The following is a 17,309-nucleotide window of genomic DNA, read 5'->3' as shown; positions in this document are numbered from 1 at the left end:
CTGCGGACGGGCGGGGCCCGTGGCTGCCGTGGTGTCTGCCGTAGTCTCGCTCACGGTTCAAATCTTCGCACGCGCCCCGGGGCGCCCCGTCCGCACGGCCTCGTGGCTTCCTCCAAGATCTGGCCGGATCCGCCTCCCGGCGCGCCGCTCGGGTGGAAGTTGCACAGCTTGCCCGCGTTTTCGACCTAGTCTTCGGGTCATGGCAGCGGTCGGAGGGCACCCCTCGCAGGGTGGCGCAACAGGTGGCGGAACGGGCAGGGAGGCGGCTCCGCACGAGTTCCGGGCTGCCGTCGAGGCGCTGAGCGGGGCGCGGCTGCGCCCCGAGGTGCAGCTCTCCCCCGCGCCGGCGCCGCGCCGCCTGGCCCCGTTCGCCTTCGCCCTGACCGCCTCGGTGGAGGTGGACGGCGACGAGCTGGCCGACGGCCGGCTGGTGCTGCTGCACGACCCGGCCGGGCAGGAGTCCTGGAACGGGGACTTCCGGGTGGTCACCATGACCCGGGCGGAGCTGGAGCCGGAGATGGCCGGCGACCCGATGCTGTCCGAGGTCGGCTGGGCCTGGCTGCTGGACGCGCTGCAGGCGCACGGCGCCGGGTACGCGGAGCCGAGCGGCACGGTGACCAGGTGCGCCTCGCAGTACTTCGGGGCGCTGGCGGACCGCGGCTCCTCGGACGAGATCGAGATCCGGGCGTCCTGGACGCCCGCCGACGGCCGCTTCGAGCGGCACCTGGCGGCCTGGGCGGACCTGCTGTGCATCAGCGCGGGCCTGCCGCCGGCGGCGAGCGCCCCGGCGGTGCAGCCGCCCGAGGCTCCGTCACTCGGTGGGGTGGTCCCGATGCCCGCGCGGCGGCGCCCGCGCTCGCACTGACGGGTGGTGGTCGGGCCGGCGGGGGCCGGCCGGGCCGAGAGCCACTCCCAGGGCTGACGGAGTGTGACTTCCGCTCCGCTCTTCGTCAATTACCCGGTCGAATCCGACCGTTTCCAGCCTGATCCGATCGATTCTGTGCGAATACCGGGCATGTCGGCTCAGTCATTTGCACGATTTGTCCGTATTGTTACTCACTAGATCGTGATCATTCGCTAAAGCCGGGCACGGTAGCTGCCGAAGCAGACTGTGACCCTTTCCGAACGCGGAACACTCCGACCGCCCCCATCGGGGTTCCGTCCGCCACTCCCCGCAGGAGGCCTGGTGTCGGTCCTTCTTGAGCACCCCGCAAACGTGGTCGCCTACCGCCCGACCAAGCCCACCGCCATGGTGGTCATCGCCGATCCCCGCGTCCGAAACACCGTCACCCGGCACCTCTGGGCGCTCGGTGTCCGGGACGTCATCGAGGTGTCGTCGATCGCCGAGGCCCGCCCCCGGGTCTCCACCCCGCGCGACATCTGCGTCGCCGACGTCCACCTGCCCGACGGCTCCGGCCTGACGATCCTTGCCGAGACCCGCGCCGCGGGCTGGCCCAACGGCCTCGCGCTCTCCGCCGCCGACGACATCGGCGCCGTCCGCTCCGCCCTGGCCGGCGGCGTGAAGGGCTACGTGGTCACCGGCACCCGCACCAACGTCGCCATGCCGGGCCGCCCCGGCCTGCCGATCGGCGCCGGCGGCCTGGCCGGGCGGATGCGGCGCCCCGGCATGCCGGGCATGCCCGGTGCGGCCGGCGCCCCGGGGGCCCCGGGTGCGCCCGGTGCGCCGGGCGCGCAGCAGTCCGCCTACCGCGAGCTGTCGGGCCGCGAGGTGGAGGTGCTGCGGCTGGTCGCCGAGGGCCAGTCCAACAAGGCGATCGGAGTCGCCATGGGGCTGTCCGCCCTCACCGTGAAGTCCCACCTCGCCCGGATCGCCCGCAAGCTGGGCACCGGGGACCGGGCCGGCATGGTCGCCGTCGCACTGCGCACCGGCATCATCCACTGACCTGCCCACACCGCTGCGGCGGCCTGGAGGAACGTTTCCTCCGGGCCGCCGCAGCGGTGTCGCACGGTCAGGCCGCCGGTACCGCCGCCGACCCGGCCCGGACGTCCCCGGACCACCCCGGCGGCATATGCGGGGAGGCGGTCTGACCAGTCCGACAACACTCCCGGTCGAGAGGTCCGTCGTACCCTTGGTGGGTGACCGACGCCGTAGCAGCCATCCCAGAAGAGACAGCCCCGGTCCCGCTCCTCGAACCGAAGGAGGGGATCCCTCCCGTCGTGGCGGACGAGCAGGCGCTGGCCGCCGTCGTCGCCGCGTTCGCCGCGGGCACCGGGCCGGTCGCCGTCGACGCCGAGCGGGCCTCCGGCTACCGCTACGGCCAGCGGGCGTACCTGATCCAGCTGCGCCGGGCGGGGGCCGGCAGCGCGCTGATCGACCCGATCGCCTGCCCCGACCTCAGCGGGCTCGGCGAGGCCCTGGCCGACGCCGAATGGGTGGTGCACGCCGCCACCCAGGACCTCCCCTGCCTGGCCGAGGTCGGCATGCGCCCGCGCCTGCTGTTCGACACCGAGCTGGCCGGGCGGATCGCCGGCTTCGCCCGGGTCGGCCTCGGGCCGATGACCGAGAGCGTGCTCGGCCTCTCGCTGGCCAAGGAGCACTCCGCGGTCGACTGGTCCACCCGCCCGCTGCCCGAGCCCTGGCTGCGCTACGCCGCTCTGGACGTCGAGGTGCTGGTCGAGCTGCGCGACGCACTCGAACAGGAGCTGGACGCCCAGGGCAAGCTCGACTGGGCCCTGGAGGAGTTCGCCGCGATCGCGAACGCCCCCCGGCCCGGCCCCCGGACGGACCCCTGGCGCCGGACCTCCCAGCTGCACAAGGTCCGCCGCCGCCGCCAGCTCGCCGTGGTGCGCGAACTGTGGCTGGCCCGCGACCGGGCGGCCCAGGAGCGGGACGTCTCGCCCGGCCGGGTGCTCTCCGACGCCGCGATCGTCAACGCCGCCCTCGCGATGCCGCTGAACGCCGCCGCACTGCAGGCCGTCCAGGGCTTCGGCCCGCGGGTGCACCGCCGGCAGCTGGAGCAGTGGCTGGCCGCCGTGCAGCGCGGCCGGGAGGTCCCGGAGGCGCAGCTGCCGCCCGCCGCCGCCCCGCACGACGGCCCGCCGCCGCCGCGCGCCTGGGCGGAGAAGGACCCGGTGGCCGCCGCCCGGCTGTCCGGGGCGCGCGCCGCGGTCACCGAACTGGCCGAGACGCACAACCTGCCGGCCGAGAACCTGATCACCCCGGACCTGGTCCGCCGGGTCTCGTGGGAGCCGCCCGCCGCCGCCACGGCCGAGAACGTGGCCGCCGCGCTGCGCCGGCTCGGCGCCCGGCAGTGGCAGGTCGCCCTGGTGGCGCCCGCACTGGCCGCCGCCTTCGCCAAGGCGGCCGAGCAGGCCGACTGACCTGCGGCCCGCCCGAGAGCGCCACCGCGAGGGGGTGCCGTCCGACCCGGACGGCACCCCCTCCGCACACTCCCTCCACACCTGCGGACGGACGTGTCGGGGGACACACGGACGGATGCACCCGCCGGGCCTGGGCAGGTTGGTTACCGGCGGGTAGCATGGCGTGGAAGCGGCGCCGCTCACGTCCCCTCGTGCGACGGACGGCGGCAGCCTGCCCACCTCAACCGTTGGTCCCTGGGAGGAGAGCCCCCGTGCCTCGTACCGCGAGGGACGTCGTCTTCGTCGATGGCGTCCGCACCCCGTTCGGCAAGGCAGGCCCGAAGGGCATCTACCACGAGACCCGCGCCGACGACCTCGTCGTCAAGTGCATCCGGGAACTCGTGCGCCGTAACCCGAACCTGCCCGTCGAGCGCATCGACGAGGTCGCCATCGCGGCCACCACGCAGATCGGCGACCAGGGTCTGACCATCGGGCGCACCGCCGCCCTGCTGTCCGGCCTGCCGAAGTCCGTGCCCGGCTACGCGATCGACCGCATGTGCGCCGGCGCGCTGACCGCCGTGACCACCGCCGCCGGCGGCGTCGCCTTCGGCGCGTACGACGTGGTCGTGGCCGGCGGTGTCGAGCACATGGGCCGCCACCCGATGGGCGAGGGCGTCGACCCGAACCCGCGCTTCGTCTCCGAGAAGCTCGTCGACGAGTCCGCCCTGTTCATGGGCATGACCGCGGAGAACCTGCACGACCGGTTCCCGCACATCACCAAGGAGCGCTGCGACGCGTACGCGGTGCGCTCGCAGGAGAAGGCCGCCAAGGCGTACGCCAACGGCGACATCCAGCCCGACCTGGTGCCGATCTCGATCCGCAACACCAACCCCGAGGTCGGCGAGACCGGCTGGGGCCTGGCCACCGTGGACGAGCCGCTGCGCCCGGGCACCACCATGGAGAGCCTGGCCGGCCTCAAGACCCCGTTCCGCCCGCACGGCAACATCACCGCGGGCAACTCGGCCGGTCTGAACGACGGCGCCACCGCCTCGCTGCTGGCCGCCGAGGACGTCGCCGAGGAGCTCGGCCTCCCGGTCAAGATGCGCCTGGTCTCCTACGCCTTCGCCGGCGTCGAGCCCGAGGTCATGGGCATCGGCCCGGTGCCGGCCACCGAGAAGGCGCTGGCCAAGGCCGGCCTGACGATCGACGACATCCAGGCCTTCGAGGTCAACGAGGCGTTCGCCGTCCAGGTGCTGGCCTTCCTCGACCACTACGGCATCGCGGACGACGACGAGCGCGTCAACCCGTTCGGCGGCGCGATCGCCTTCGGCCACCCGCTGGCCTCCTCCGGCGTGCGCCTGATGAACCAGCTGGCCCGCCGCTTCGAGCAGCGCCCGGACGTCCGCTACGGCCTCACCACGATGTGCATCGGCTTCGGCATGGGCGGCACCATCATCTGGGAGAACCCGCACTTCGAGGGTGGTAAGTGATCATGAGCACCACTGAGCTGCTGACCCGCGGCGCCGAGCTGTTCCCCGGCGAGGTCGTCACCACCGCGCACGTGCGCCACCTGGACCTGCCGCTGCAGGCCGGCCGGCTGGCCCTGATCACCCTCGACAACGGCTTCGACCACACCAAGCCGACCACCTTCGGCCCCGGCTCGCTGCTGAAGCTGGACGCGGCGCTGGACCAGGTCGAGGCCGAGGCCGCCGCCGGCACCATCGTCGGCGCCGCCATCACCGGCAAGCCGTTCATCTTCGCGGTCGGCGCCGACCTCAAGGGCGTCGAGCTGCTCAAGGAGCACCAGGACGCGCTCGCCATCGGCAAGGGCGGCCACGAGGTCTTCAAGCGGATCGCCGCGCTGCCCGTCCCCACCTTCGCCTTCTACAACGGCGCGGCGATGGGCGGCGGCGTCGAGGTCGGCCTGCACTGCACCTACCGCACGGTCAGCGCCGGCGTCCCGGCGTTCTCGCTGCCCGAGGTCTTCCTCGGCCTCGTCCCCGGCTGGGGCGGCTGCACCATCCTGCCGAACCTGATCGGCCCGGCGAAGGCCGTCAAGGTCATCATCGAGAACTCGATGAGCCAGAACAAGCAGCTCAAGGGCAAGGACGTCTTCGAGCTCGGCATCGCCGACGCGATCTTCGAGCCGGCCGACTTCCTGGAGCAGTCGCTGCTCTGGGCCGCCGGCGTGCTCAAGGGCGACGTCGTCGTCGAGCGCGAGGAGATCGACCGCGGCAAGGCCTGGGACGACGCCGTCGCCTGGGGCCGCCTGGTCGCCGACGGCAAGGTGCACGGGGCCGCCCCGGCCGCCTACCGGGCCCTCGACATCATCGCCCAGGTCAAGGACGCCGACCTGCAGGCCGGCTTCGACGCCGAGGACGCGGCCCTGGCCGACCTCATCATGGGCGGCGAGCTGCGCAGCGGCATCTACGCCTTCAACCTGGTCCAGCGCCGCGCCAAGAAGCCGTTCGGCGCCCCGGACAAGTCGCTGGCCCGCCCGGTCAACAAGGTGGGCGTCGTCGGCGCCGGCCTGATGGCCTCGCAGCTGGCGCTGCTGTTCGCCCGCCGCCTGGAGGTGCCGGTGGTCCTCACCGACATCGACCAGGAGCGCGTCGACAAGGGCGTCGGCTACGTCCACGCCGAGATCGACAAGCTGCTCGGCAAGGGCCGCATCGGCAACGACAAGGCCAACCGCCTCAAGGGCCTGGTCACCGGCTCGCTCGACAAGGCCGCCGCCTTCGGCGACGCGGACTTCGTCATCGAGGCCGTGTTCGAGGAGATGGGCGTCAAGCAGACCGTCTTCGCGGACCTGGAGAACGTGGTCTCCCCGACCTGCGTGCTCGCCACCAACACCTCCTCCCTCTCGGTCACCGAGATGGCCTCGAAGCTGAAGCACCCCGAGCGGGTCGTCGGCTTCCACTTCTTCAACCCCGTCGCGATCCTCCCGCTGCTGGAGATCGTCCGCGGCGAGCAGACCGACGACGCCTCGCTGGCCACCGCCTTCGGCGTCTCGAAGAAGCTGAAGAAGACCTCGGTGCTGGTCAAGGACGCCCCGGCGTTCGTGGTGAACCGGATCCTCACCCGCTTCATGGGCGAGATCCAGAACATCATCGACGAGGGCACCCCGATCGAGACCGTCGAGAAGGGCGTCGAGCCGCTCGGCCTGCCGATGTCCCCGATCGTGCTGCTGGAGCTGGTCGGCCCGGCCATCGCCCTGCACGTCTCGGAGACCCTGCACGGCGCCTTCCCGGAGCGGTTCACCGTCTCCGAGAACCTGGGGCGCGTGGTCAAGGCCGGCAAGCGCGGCTTCTACACCTGGGTCGACGGCAAGCAGATCCTCGACCCCGAGGTGCTGGAGCTGCTCGTCTTCGGCGACACCGTGCTGACCGAGGAGCAGGTGCGCGGCCGCGCCCTGGACGCGGTCGCGCAGGAGATCGGCCTGATGCTGGAGGAGGGTGTCGTCGCCGAGGCGCAGGACATCGACCTCTGCATGATCACCGGCGCCGGCTGGCCCTTCCACCTGGGCGGGATCACCCCGTACCTGGACCGCGAGGGCGTCTCCGAGCGGGTGAACGGCAAGAAGTTCCTCGCCCCCGGCGTGGCCTCGGTGCCCGCGTAACGGCGGATGCGACGGGGAAGCCCCCGGCGGCCTTCGGGCCGCCGGGGGCTTCCGCGTTGTCCGGGCGGTGCTGCGGGGGGGGTTCCGGGGGTGCAGTGGCCCGGGCCGCTGCGGCTACTTCTTGCGGCGGCTACTTCTTGAGGCGGTAGACCACGGTGTCGGCGAAGACGCCGACCATCTCGTAGTGGGTGGTCAGCAGGTTCTCGATCCGGGGAATCAGCTCCGGCTGGTACGGGGCGAGCCCGGAGTCGTCCACCACGATCTCCGGCAGTCCCTTGGCCAGCTCCTTGTCGAAGGTCTGCCAGGCCTCGGCCATCGAGAACTGCTCGCCGACGTTCTGGCTGCCGTCCTTGCCGCCGCTGAAGTTCGTCAGGAACCCGGCCGTCAGGTAGCGGGAGGCGGGCTTGCGGTCCGCCAGCCAGTACAGCTCCGGGTGCATGCCCCAGACCAGCACGCTGTCCTTCGGGGTGGTCTGCGCGGCCACCGCCGTGGCGACCTCCGTGGTGCGGTTCAGCCGCTCCCCCGGCCAGCCCAGCGCCAGACCCCAGAAGGCCGTCGCGGCGGCCGTGGAGTACACCAGGACGGGCTTCCAGCGGACCCCCGAGGTGGCGACCGCCCCCGTGCCCAGCAGCACCAGCGGCGGCATCAGCTGGAGGTAGTAGTGGCCGAAGAAGTGGAAGCCCACGCTGACCGCGACCACCGAGGACAGCAGCCACATCCACAGGTCCGCGGACGAGCCGTGCTCCTCGCCGGCCACCGGCAGCGGGCGGTGGCGGTACCTCAGCCACAGCCGGCGCCCGACCGGCAGCAGGAAGCCCAGGCCCGCGGCCACCAGGATCGCCGAGTTGCCGAGCGCCCGGCCGATCATCTGCAGCCAGGCCCCGCCGAAGGAGGCGTAGTCGCCGCTGCCCGTCACCACCCAGAAGAGGAAGCCCTTCGGCTGGGTCAGGATCACGGCGACCAGCGCTATCGGCAGCGTGAAGCCGAAGCCGATCTTGAACAGGGCGGGCGGCCAGCGCACCCCCCGGTGCCGGGCGTCCTGGTACAGCATCCAGAGCACCGGCAGCATCACCGCGCCGCCGGTCTGCTTGGTCAGCGAACAGAGCGCCACCGCGATCCCCGCGGCCAGCCAGCGGCGCCGCTCGGCGTACCGGAAGGCCGCCACCATCGCGGGCAGCATGAAGACCTCGAAGGTCGCCGCCTGGGTGTCCTCCGGCGACAGGCCGATGGAGACCAGCAGGTACAGCACCCCGGCCCCGGCACCCGCCCGGTTGCCCCAGCGGCCCCGGGCGATCGACGCCAGCAGGATCGCGGTCACCAGGTGCGCGACCACCGCCAGGGTGCGCTGCGGCCAGAGCGAGGTCGAGCCGAAGACCGCGAAGCACGCCTGGTACAGCCACGGCAGCAGCGGCGGCTTGCGGTCGACCACCGTGTCGTACAGCACGCCGCCGTCGGCCAGCATCCGGGCCTGGGTGGCGAGGAAGCCCTCGTCCGGGCTCCAGACCGGCCGCACGAAGGACGGGATGTGGGTGACCAGCGCCAGCAGGGCCAGCAGCGGCACGAGCCGAGACCAGTAACCCGTACGGACACGCACGGGCAGGCGCTCGGCCAGACCGGCGAGGCGGAGACGGGTGGATTTCGGCACGACGACAACTTACCGGGCGGCACGGGGGTGGGCAGCGCCGGTCCCGCCTTTGAGTGCGATTATCGGGCTGATCTTGGCGAGCTGTGACAGGAACCGCACATTCCGCCTGCCGGGACGGACGGGACGGGACGGACCGCACGAACGGGACGAACCGCGCGGCCGGGGTGAACGGGACCGGGCCCCGACCGCAAGCGGTCGGGGCCCGGTGTACGTCCGGGGGCGCCGGGTCGGCCGTCAGGCGTCAGGTGTCAGGCGTCGACGGAGGCGGCGGCCCGCTCCGGCAGCCCGGCGACCAGGGCGGTCACCTTGCGGGCGATGTCCGGGGCGTTCAGGCCCGTCTCGGCGAGGATCTCCGGACGCGAGGCGTGGTCCAGGAACTCCTGCGGGATGCCGAAGTCGCGCACCGGCACGTCCACCCCCGCGTCGCGCAGCGCCTGCGCCACCGCGGCGCCCACACCGCCGACCCGGCCGTTGTCCTCGATCGTCACGACCGCCCGGTGCTCCGCCGCCAGACCCGGCAGCGCCGCGTCCACCGGCTTCACCCAGCGCGGGTCGACCACGGTCGCCGTGATGCCCTGCGCGGCCAGCAGGTCGGCCACCTCCAGGCTCATCGGGGCCATCGCGCCGACCGAGACGACCAGCACGTCCGCCCGGTGGCCGCCCTCGGCGCCGTCCTGCGCCGCGCGCAGCACGTCCATACCGCCCACCCGGTCCACCGCGGGCACCGCCGGGCCGACCGTGCCCTTGGAGTAGCGGACCACCGTCGGGGCGTCCTTCACCTCCACCGCCTCGCGCAGCTGCGCCCGCAGCTGATCGGCGTCGCGCGGCGCGGCCAGCCGCAGACCCGGCACGACCTGCAGGATCGACATGTCCCACATGCCGTTGTGCGAGGCGCCGTCGGTCCCGGTGACACCCGCGCGGTCCAGCACGAAGGTGACGCCCAGCCTGTGCAGCGCCACGTCCATCAGGACCTGGTCGAAGGCCCGGTTCAGGAAGGTCGCGTACACCGCCACCACCGGGTGGATGCCGCCCGTCGCCAGGCCCGCCGCGCTGGTCACCGCGTGCTGCTCGGCGATGCCCACGTCGAAGATGCGGTCCGGGAACGCCTTCGCGAACGGCGCCAGGCCCACCGGGTGGAGCATCGCGGCGGTGATGCCCACGATGTCCTTGCGCTCGTGGCCGAGGGCCACCATCTCCTCGCCGAACACCGACGTCCAGTCCTTGCCGGCGCTCTTGATCGGCAGGCCGGTCTCCGGGTGGATCACGCCGACCGCGTGGAAGCGGTCCTCGTCGTTGTTCTCCGCCGCGTGGTAGCCGCGGCCCTTCTCGGTCAGGCAGTGCACGATCACCGGGCCGCCGAAACCGCGCGCCTTGGTCAGCGCCGACTCCAGGGCCTGCATGTCGTGGCCGTCGATCGGGCCGATGTACTTCAGGCCGAGGTCCTCGAACATGCCCTGCGGGGCGATGAAGTCCTTCAGGCCCTTCTTGGCGCCGTGCAGCGTCTCGAACAGCTGCTGGCCCACCACCGGGGTGCGCTGCAGCGCGTCCTTGCCCCAGGACAGGAAGCGCTCGTAGCCCTGGGTGGTGCGCAGGGTCGCCAGGTGGTTCGCGAGACCACCGATCGTCGGGGAGTAGGAACGCTCGTTGTCGTTGACGACGATGACGACCGGGCGGTCCTTCGCGTCCGCGATGTTGTTCAGCGCCTCCCAGGCCATGCCGCCGGTCAGCGCGCCGTCGCCGATCACCGCGACCACCGGGTCGGCGCTGCCGAGCAGCTGGTTCGCCTTCGCCAGGCCGTCCGCGTACGACAGCACCGTCGAGGCGTGCGAGTTCTCGATCACGTCGTGCTCGGACTCGGCGCGGGACGGGTAGCCCGACAGGCCGCCCTTCATCCGCAGCCGGGAGAAGTCCTGGCGGCCGGTGAGCAGCTTGTGGACGTAGCTCTGGTGGCCGGTGTCGAAGAGGATGCGGTCGCGCGGCGAGTCGAAGACCCGGTGCAGCGCGATGGTGAGCTCCACCACGCCGAGGTTCGGACCGAGGTGGCCGCCCGTCTTGGAGACCTCCGTCACCAGGAAGGTCCGGATCTCCTGGGCCAGAGCGGCCAGCTGGCCGGGCGTGAGCCGGTCGAGATCGCGCGGTCCCCGAATGCGGGTCAGCAGGGCCACCCGTTCCTCCTCGTTCAAAGTTGCGGACCGCGGGGCGGTCCGACGGGCGTCGCTGCCCTTCTCCGACGGAACGCTCCGACCGTCTCGGTTCGTGCCGACCGGTCGAGTCTAATGTCCGCCTGCCGGACGCCGAGCGGCGCGCCCGGTTGTCCGGCGCAACGCCGGACCCTTGTGCTAGAGGCGATCTTGAGCCGATCGGCGCTCCGGCGGTCGCCCCGTCCGGTCGCCCGCCGGGCGGGCCGGGGGACGTCCCGGGGCGATCCGGGGTGGAACACCCCTAGCGGCCGATCGCGCCCGAATCGCCCATCTCGCTCATGACCAGCGCCAACGCACCCAGCACCTCGGCGCGGCCCCCCAGCGTGCCCGGCACCACCGACAGCTGGCGGGCCGCGCTCGGAATCGCGTACCGGGCGACCGAGTCCCGGATCGGGGCGAGCACCAGCTCACCCGCATCGGCGAGGTCACCGCCGAGGATGACGCGTCTGGGGTTCAGCAGGTTGCACAGGGTCGCCACCCCGCTGCCGATCTGCCGCCCCGCATCGGCGATCACCCGGCGGCAGCCCAGATCTCCCTGGTGCGCCCGCTCCACCACCTGCGGGAGCGTGAGGTCCGGGCCGAGATTGGCGTTCAGCAGGCCCAGCAGGTAGCGGGACCCGACGAAGGTCTCCAGGCAGCCCCGGTTGCCGCAGCGGCAGACCGGCCCCGCCTCGTCCAGCGTGATGTGCCCGATCTCACCCGCGGTACCGCCCGGGCCGCGGTAGATCTGGCCGTTGATCACCAGGCCGGCGCCCACCCCGCTCGCCACCTTGATGTACGCCAGATCGCTCAGCCCCCGGCCCGCACCCCACACCAGCTCGCCCAGCGCGCCCAGGTTCGCGTCGTTGTCGACGTGCACCGGCATGCCCAGGCGCTCCGACAGCTCGCGGCCCGGTGCGATGCCCGTCCACCCCGGCAGGATCGCCGTCGAACCCAGCGCGCCCGTCTCCACGTCGATCGGCCCCGGCACCCCGAGGCCCACTCCGATCACCTTGTCCGGCCGGAACCCCGCCTGCTCCAGCAGCCGGGCCACCATCGCCTCCGCCCGGTCGAAGCCCTGCGCCGCGGAGACGTCCACGTCGATCGGGGCGCTCTCCTCGGCGAGCACGCGGTGCGCGAGGTTGCCGACGGCCACCCGCAGGTGGGTGTGGCCGAAGTCGATGCCCACCACGATGCCGGCGTCACCGCTCAGGGAGACGCTGCGGGCCCGGCGACCGCCGGAGGAGGTGTCGGCCACCACGACGGTGCCGCTCTCCTTCAACTCCCGGACGATGTTGGACACGGTGGCCGCGGAGAGCCCGGTGCTGCGGGCGATCTCGGCCTGCGTCAGCGAACCGGCCATCCGGACGGCCCGCAGGACGCGTTCGAGGTTCGCCCGGTGCAGCGAGGACTGCGAGCCCGGTGTGTCCGTCGACATGTGTAGCCACCCCTCCAAGGGTGCGGGAACCCCTCGGCCGGGCGTTCGCCTTCCATCACGACCCCTGAAGCCTAGACCGCCGGGGGGTAACACGGCTGCAGATCGCCGCAGAGATCGGCGGCGAGCAGGGGCGCGGCGGCCGGAGGGCGGCGCGCGGGAGGGGGAGGAGGGGAGGGGTGTGGGCAGTACGGGGGAGATTCGGCGGGGGAAGGGAGGCGGCGGGCCGCGGCGAGGGGGGATGCCGGGGCTTCGCGGGCGCTGCAGGGCCTGGTCAGGCGGGTGGTGAGGGGGTGTTCGGGCCGCTCGGGGTACGGGAAAACCGGCCACCCGTACCATGGTGCCCAATCTCACCCGTCCTCCCGACCGCCGGACGCGTCCGGCGCGGAGGACAAATCCAGACATGACGGGGCATCAGATGGCAGGGGATCACCCTACACCGGGCGCGGGCGACGCACCGCAGGACAACCGGGGCGTCTCGCTGGGGCGCAAGCCCGGCGGCGTGGACCCGGCGGCCGTGGCCGACCAGATGACACAGCTCGACGGCGCCGCGGTACAGGGTGCGGCGCCGACCGCCCCGCCGCCCGCCCCGCCGGCGGGTGCGCCCGGAGGTGCCGACTACGCGTACGCGCCGACCGCCACCGCGTTCCCCTCGCAGGCCCCGCCGCCGCCCGGCCAGGTCCCGCCGCCGGGCGCCCCGGGCGCCCCGGTCGGCCCGTACGACCCGACGCCGGGCCCGTTCCCCACCCAGGGGGGCCAGGCGCCGTACGGCTACACCGCCCCGCCGCCGCAGGGCGTGGGCTACGGCTACCCGCAGCAGCAGGCCCCGGCGTACGCCTACCCCGGCCCGCCGACCGCGCCGGTGCGGCAGAAGAACCCGGTCATGCTCTGGGGCGGGATCATCGGCGGCGTCCTGGTGCTGTCGATCATCGCCGGCCTGGTGGTGCTGGCCGGCAACCTGGAGGACAAGGACGACCCGGCCTCGACCGGCGGCACCTCGGGCGGCGGCTCCGGCAAGTACGCGCTGTCCTGGGCCGCCCCGAAGGCGACCACCGCCGGTTCGGGCAGCCTGCTGGCCGTCTGGGGCACCGACAAGGTCATCGTCCGCGGTGACACCACCGCCATCAAGGCGTACAACTCCGGCGACGGCAAGGAGGCGTGGAGCATCACGCCGCCCTCCGGCGCGAAGGAGTTCTGCACCATGTCGTACGGCATGAACTCCAAGAAGATCGCGGCCGTCTCGATGAACACCGGCGACAGCGACTGCTCGACCATCGGCGCGGTGGACGTCGCCAACGGCAAGCTGCTCTGGTCGGCGAAGATCTCCAGCAGCCGGATCTCCTCGCCCTCGCTGAGCGTCACCGACAACGTCATCGTGGTCGGCTCCACCAACACCTTCGGCGCCGTCAAGCTCACCGACGGCAGCTCGGCGTGGCAGTACACGCCGCGCGACAAGTCGTGCAGCCTGTTCGGCGAGGCCGCCGGCAGCCAGCTGGTCGTCAGCGACCGCTGCTACGGCAACACCGGCCCCAAGTCCACCCTGAACGTGCTGGACGCCGACACCGGCAAGGCCAACGGTTCGCCGATGACGCTGGAGGGCAACATCGAGCGCGTCGACAAGGTGATCTCGGACAAGCCGCTGGTGCTGGAGATGTCGAGCGGCGTCAACGGCGACTACCTGCTGATGCTCGACAAGGACAACAAGCCGGCAGGCAAGATGCCCGTCAAGGAGGCCGGTTCGGACAGTCTGCGGCTGTCGGGCTCCTCCGAGCCGACCACCATCAACACCGTCAGCGGCACCACGCTGTACGTGCAGGTCGACAGCGCCGGCAAGAGCTCCATCAACGCCTACGACCTGGCCACCGGCAAGCGCCTCTGGTCGAGCACCGGCAACGCCGAGCGCGGTCTGCGGCTGATCTCCGGCACCGACAAGGAGGGCAAGGTCCGGGCGATCGCCATGGCCGGCTACGGCAAGGAGCCGAAGGTCGTCCAGCTGAACCCGGCCGACGGCGCGGCCACCGACCTCGGCGTGATCGCCGACACCCGCACCAGCCTCCTGACCTCCACCTACACCGAGTACGTGCTGCGCAGCGACGGCACCCTGGCGGCGTTCCCGCGCAGCGGCAGCTCGGAGGCACCGGTCTCCATCTACGCCAAGAAGTGACACCCCGGGGCCCAACGCCCCGGCCGTGAGCTGACCGTCCGTCGGGGCGGGGTTCCGGGCCCGTTCACGGGTCCGGCCCCGCCCCGACGTATTTCGGCGGCCCCGGGCTCCGGACATGGGAGGATGCGAACCACCAGCCCGACGAAGGAGTCCAGCGAGTGCCCGGCACCAACTTGACGCGTGAGGAGGCCCGCACCCGGGCCCAGCTCCTGCGCGTGGACGCGTACGACATCGAGCTCGACCTCGGCTCGGCCCGCGAGGGGGGCACCTTCCGGTCCACCACCGTGGTCCGGTTCACCGCCGCCACCCCCGGGGCGGACAGCTTCATCGACCTCGTCGCGCCGCGCGTCGAGGAGATCGTGCTCAACGGCGAACGCCTGCCCGTCGAGAGCTTCGCCGACAGCCGCATCCCGCTGCCCGCCCTGCGGGCCGAGAACGAGCTGCGGGTGGTCGCCGACTGCGCCTACACCAACACCGGTGAGGGCCTGCACCGCTTCGTCGACCCGGTCGACGGCGAGACCTACCTCTACACCCAGTTCGAGGTGCCGGACGCCCGCCGGGTCTTCGCCTCCTTCGAACAGCCCGACCTGAAGGCCGCGTTCACCTTCACGGTGACCGCGCCGCGCGGCTGGGTCGTGGTCTCCAACTCCCCCACCCCCGAGCCGGCGGGCGACGGCGACACCCAGGTCTGGAAGTTCGAGCCGACCGGCCGGATCTCCACCTACATCACCGCCCTGGTCGCCGGCCCGTACGTGGGCGTCTTCGACACCTACGAGAACGGCGCGCAGAAGGTGCCGCTCGGCGTCTACTGCCGCCCTTCGCTGCGCGAGTTCCTGGACGCCGACGCGGTGTTCGAGGTCACCAAGCAGGGATTCGACTACTTCCAGGAGAAGTTCGACTACCCGTACCCGTTCGCCAAGTACGACCAGCTGTTCGTCCCGGAGTTCAACGCCGGCGCGATGGAGAACGCGGGCGCCGTCACCCTGCGCGACCAGTACGTGTTCCGCTCCAAGGTGACCGACGCCGCGTACGAGGCCCGCGCCGCGACGATCCTGCACGAGCTGGCCCACATGTGGTTCGGCGACCTGGTCACCATGGAGTGGTGGAACGACCTCTGGCTGAACGAGTCGTTCGCCACCTACGCCGAGGCCGTCTGCCAGGCCGAGGCCCCCGGCTCCAAGTGGCCCAACTCCTGGACCACCTTCGCCAACCAGATGAAGACCTGGGCGTACCGGCAGGACCAGCTGCCGTCCACCCACCCGATCATGGCGGACATCAACGACCTGGAGGACGTCCAGGTCAACTTCGACGGCATCACCTACGCCAAGGGCGCCTCGGTGCTCAAGCAGCTGGTGGCGTACGTCGGCCAGGACGCCTTCTTCAAGGGCGTGCAGGCCTACTTCAAGCGCCACGCCTGGGGCAACACCCGCCTCGGCGACCTGCTCGGCGCCCTGGAGGAGGCCAGCGGACGCGACCTCAAGGCGTGGTCCAAGGCCTGGCTGGAGACCGCCGGCATCAACGTGCTGCACCCGGCCATCACCCTCAACACGGACGGCCAGATCGAGTCGTTCGCCGTTCTGCAGGAGGCCCCCGCGCTGCCCGCCGGCGCCAAGGGCGAGGCCGTGCTGCGCCCGCACCGGATCGCCATCGGCCTGTACGAGCTGACCGACGGCAAGCTGGTCCGCACCGACCGCGTCGAGCTCGACGTCGACGGCCCGCGCACCGAGGTCCCGCAGCTGGTCGGCCGGCACCGCCCGACCGTCGTGCTGCTCAACGACGACGACCTCTCCTACGCCAAGGTCCGGCTCGACGAGGACTCGCTGGCCGCCGTCACCGAGCACCTCGGCTCCTTCACCGACGCCCTGCCGCGCGCCCTCTGCTGGGCCTCCGCCTGGGACATGACCCGCGACGGCGAACTCGCCGCCCGCGACTACCTGGCCCTCGCCGTCTCCGGCCTCGCCCGGGAGAGCGACATCGGCGTCGTCCAGACCGTCCAGCGCCAGGTCAAGCTGGCCCTCGACGCCTACACCGACCCGGCCTGGCGCGAGCAGGGCCTGAACCGCTGGGCCGAGGCCGCCGAGCAGCAGCTTCGCGCCGCCGCCCCCGGCAGCGACCACCAGCTCGCCTGGGCCCGGGCGCTCGCCTCCGTCGCCCGCACCGACGGCCAGCTCGGCCTGCTCGCCGGACTGCTGGACGGCACCCAGGAGATCCCCGGACTCGCCGTGGACACCGAGCTGCGCTGGACCCTCCTCGTCCGCCTCGCCGCCACCGGCCGGGCCGACGACAAGGCCATCGACGCCGAACTGGCCCGCGACAACACCGCCGCCGGCCAGGAGCACGCGGCCACCTGCCGCGCCGCCCGCCCCACCGCCGACGCCAAGGCGGCGGCCTGGGCCTCGGTCGTCGAGTCCGACAAGCTCACCAACTACGTGCAGGAGGCCGTCATCGCCGGCTTCCAGCAGGCCGACCAGCGCGAGCTGCTGGCGCCGTACACCGCCAAGTACTTCGCGGCGGTCAAGGGCATCTGGGAGACCCGCAGCCACGAGATCTCGCAGCAGATCATCGGCGGGCTCTACCCGGCCGTGCAGGTCGAGCAGGCCACGCTGGACGCCACCGACGCCTGGCTGGCCTCGGCCAAGCCGGCCCCGGCGCTGCGGCGCCAGGTCGTCGAGGCGCGGGCCGGCGTGGAGCGCGCACTGAAGGCCCAGGCCGCGGACCGGGCGGCGGGCGCCCGGGCGCTGGGGCACTGACGCCGGAGGGCCGGGAACGGGGCCGGTGGTCCCGTTCCCGGCCCCGCGGACCCGGCCAGGGGACGCCCGGGAAGGCCCGGGAACGCACCGAGGGGCCGGCGGCACCGGGGGGCCCCCCCCCCGGGGGGTACGGGGGGTGGGGGGGGGGGGGTCGGGGGAATGTGGGGGGTGGGGACGGGACGGTCGGGGGGCGCC

The 17,309-nt window shown here is 72.7% G+C and carries 10 protein-coding genes; 7 read left to right on the top strand and 3 right to left on the bottom strand.

Annotated features, from left to right (window positions below; genetic code table 11):
- Positions 1 to 199 precede the first annotated feature (199 nt).
- From ACWGB8_RS23165 to ACWGB8_RS23145, 5 genes are all read left to right on the top strand, one after another.
- On the top strand, positions 200 to 865 hold the full coding sequence (locus ACWGB8_RS23165) for a DUF3000 domain-containing protein (RefSeq protein ID WP_452215463.1): 666 nt from the start codon (positions 200 to 202) through the stop codon (positions 863 to 865).
- Between the two features lie 321 nt (positions 866 to 1,186).
- Positions 1,187 to 1,903, top strand: coding sequence for a response regulator transcription factor (locus ACWGB8_RS23160; RefSeq protein ID WP_363556671.1), 717 nt, complete (start codon positions 1,187 to 1,189; stop codon positions 1,901 to 1,903).
- A gap of 194 nt (positions 1,904 to 2,097) precedes the next feature.
- Complete coding sequence (locus tag ACWGB8_RS23155; RefSeq protein ID WP_452215462.1) at positions 2,098 to 3,342, top strand: HRDC domain-containing protein; 1,245 nt, start codon at positions 2,098 to 2,100, stop codon at positions 3,340 to 3,342.
- 251 nt (positions 3,343 to 3,593) lie between these two features.
- Entirely contained in the window at positions 3,594 to 4,811 is a 1,218-nt protein-coding gene (locus tag ACWGB8_RS23150; RefSeq protein ID WP_452215461.1) for a thiolase family protein, read from the top strand.
- 2 nt (positions 4,812 to 4,813) lie between these two features.
- Entirely contained in the window at positions 4,814 to 6,940 is a 2,127-nt protein-coding gene (locus tag ACWGB8_RS23145) for a 3-hydroxyacyl-CoA dehydrogenase NAD-binding domain-containing protein (protein WP_452215460.1), read from the top strand.
- 130 nt (positions 6,941 to 7,070) lie between these two features.
- Here ACWGB8_RS23145 and ACWGB8_RS23140 read toward each other — a convergent pair whose 3' ends face one another.
- From ACWGB8_RS23140 to ACWGB8_RS23130, 3 genes are all read right to left on the bottom strand, one after another.
- The gene (locus ACWGB8_RS23140) at positions 7,071 to 8,585 is read right to left on the bottom strand and encodes an ArnT family glycosyltransferase (protein ID WP_452215459.1); all 1,515 of its coding nucleotides are present in this window, start codon (positions 8,583 to 8,585) and stop codon (positions 7,071 to 7,073) included.
- A 248-nt stretch (positions 8,586 to 8,833) separates the two neighbouring features.
- On the bottom strand, positions 8,834 to 10,750 hold the full coding sequence (gene dxs / locus ACWGB8_RS23135) for a 1-deoxy-D-xylulose-5-phosphate synthase (RefSeq protein ID WP_452215458.1): 1,917 nt from the start codon (positions 10,748 to 10,750) through the stop codon (positions 8,834 to 8,836).
- 277 nt (positions 10,751 to 11,027) lie between these two features.
- Positions 11,028 to 12,203: an ROK family transcriptional regulator gene (locus ACWGB8_RS23130; protein WP_452215457.1), complete on the bottom strand. Its 1,176-nt coding sequence runs from the start codon at positions 12,201 to 12,203 to the stop codon at positions 11,028 to 11,030.
- A 415-nt stretch (positions 12,204 to 12,618) separates the two neighbouring features.
- On the opposite strand from ACWGB8_RS23130, the gene ACWGB8_RS23125 reads away from it, so the two are divergent.
- Together ACWGB8_RS23125 and pepN are read left to right on the top strand one after the other, a co-directional pair.
- Entirely contained in the window at positions 12,619 to 14,364 is a 1,746-nt protein-coding gene (locus ACWGB8_RS23125; protein WP_452215456.1) for an outer membrane protein assembly factor BamB family protein, read from the top strand.
- Between the two features lie 158 nt (positions 14,365 to 14,522).
- Entirely contained in the window at positions 14,523 to 17,114 is a 2,592-nt protein-coding gene (gene pepN, locus ACWGB8_RS23120) for an aminopeptidase N (protein WP_452215455.1), read from the top strand.
- The last annotated feature ends 195 nt before the right edge of the window (positions 17,115 to 17,309 follow it).

This window comes from Kitasatospora sp. NPDC054939 (assembly GCF_053610105.1).
This window is presented reverse-complemented; position numbering and strand designations above follow the sequence as displayed.

What these genes read in the sequence shown, in the direction of transcription:
- ACWGB8_RS23165 (WP_452215463.1), top strand. Translation starts at nt 200, where the DNA reads ATGGCAGCGGTCGGAGGGCACCCCTCGCAGGGTGGCGCAACAGGTGGC.
- ACWGB8_RS23145 (WP_452215460.1), top strand. Translation starts at nt 4,814, where the DNA reads ATGAGCACCACTGAGCTGCTGACCCGCGGCGCCGAGCTGTTCCCCGGC.
- ACWGB8_RS23130 (WP_452215457.1), bottom strand. Translation starts at nt 12,203, where the DNA reads ATGTCGACGGACACACCGGGCTCGCAGTCCTCGCTGCACCGGGCGAAC.
- ACWGB8_RS23125 (WP_452215456.1), top strand. Translation starts at nt 12,619, where the DNA reads ATGGCAGGGGATCACCCTACACCGGGCGCGGGCGACGCACCGCAGGAC.